The organism is Kitasatospora sp. MY 5-36, assembly GCF_001182915.1.
Classification (GTDB): domain Bacteria; phylum Actinomycetota; class Actinomycetes; order Streptomycetales; family Streptomycetaceae; genus Kitasatospora.
Window position 1 is genome coordinate 1 of record NZ_LFVW01001197.1, and the last position, 1,432, is coordinate 1,432.

Consider the following 1,432-nt stretch of genomic DNA (forward strand, 5'->3'; position numbering starts at 1 on the left):
CAGCGGGATGCCGCGCAGCACCAGGCCGTGCAGCAGCAGTGCGGCGGCGGCGGTGATCCCGGCCGCGTTGCCGGCGGCCAGCCCCAGGGCGCCGAAGCGGGGCGTGGCGAGCAGGCCGGTGGCGACGGTGACGCCGAGGCCGAGCACCATCGCGGCGGCCGGGTACCAGTCCAGCAGCCGGCGGCCGTCCTCGGCGCCCGGGTCGTCGGCCCGGCGGACCACCGGGCGCAGCGAGAAGTACGGACGGACCATCACGCCGATCAGCGCCTGGGCGGGCAGGCCGAAGCTGTACACCCGGATGACGTCGGCGGTGGCGGCGGTGTCGTGCGGGCCGAAGGCGCCGCGCTCGAACAGCAGCGAGACCACCGAGGGGGCGCAGGCCATCAGGAAGGCGGTGCCGAACAGGACGACGGCCGCCGCCTGGCCGAGGTCCTTCTCCACCCGGTCGCGGGCGGCGGTGAGGTCCCCGGCGGCCAGCGCCCGGGCGACCAGCGGGAAGGTGACGGTGCAGATCAGCAGGCCCGCCGTCATGGCGAGCTGGGAGACCTTGGCGGCGTAGTTGAGGTGCGAGATGGTGCCGGGCGGCAGGGCCGAGCCGAGGTAGCGCTCGACGAAGACCTGGGACTGCCGGGTGAGCGTGAAGGCGGCCACCGGCAGCAGGGCGAGCGGCATCAGCACCAGGGCCCGGCGCGAGCGGCGGCCCCGGCCGGTGCCGGGCGGGCCCTGGCGCAGCCGGCGCAGGAACGGGCCGACCAGCAGACCGGCCATCAGCAGGCTGCCGCCCGCGACGCCGAGGGCGGCGGAGCGCACGCCGAGGTAGGAGTGGAGGCAGAGCAGGACGGCGAGGATGCCGAGGTTGTAGGCGACGTAGATGCCGGCCGGGGCGGTGAAGCGGTGGTGGGCGCGCAGCGCGGCGGCCAGGTAGCCGGCCACCCCGAAGGGCAGCACGGTGACCGCGGTGATCCGGGTGCAGGTGACGGCCAGGCCGGGGTCGGTGAGGCCGGGGGCGAGCAGGTCGACCAGTTCCGGGGCGCCCAGGGCGACGGCCAGGGCGAGGCCGCTGAGCGCGAGCAGCAGCCAGGGCAGGGTGGCGCGGACCAGTTGGCGGACCGGGTCGGGGGCGTCCGGGTCCTCCTCGCGCAGCACCAGGGCGAGGGCGAACGCGGGCACCATGAGGAAGGACATGGCGTCCTCGATCAGCAGCGGCGCGGCGGTCTCCGGGACGGTCCAGGCGACCAGGAAGGCGTCGGTGCCCTGGTTGGCGCCGAAGTAGCGGGCCAGCAGGAGGTCGCGCAGCAGGCCGAGGCCGGAGCCGGCGGCGCTGAGCACGGCGGTGATGCCGAAGGCCTTGGCGAGGAAGCCGCGCCGGGGGGCCGGGTGGGGCCCGGCGGACGGGTCCCCGCCGGGGGCGCCGCGGGGGGCGGGGAGGGGG

Annotated in this window: 1 protein-coding gene; it reads right to left on the reverse strand. The window is 77.0% G+C overall.

Going from position 1 to position 1,432, the window contains the following annotated elements; translation table 11 throughout:
- Nucleotides 1-1,432, reverse strand: a 1,432-nt coding sequence (locus tag AE652_RS41365; protein WP_049661144.1) for a lipid II flippase MurJ, incomplete at both ends; no start/stop codon positions are given.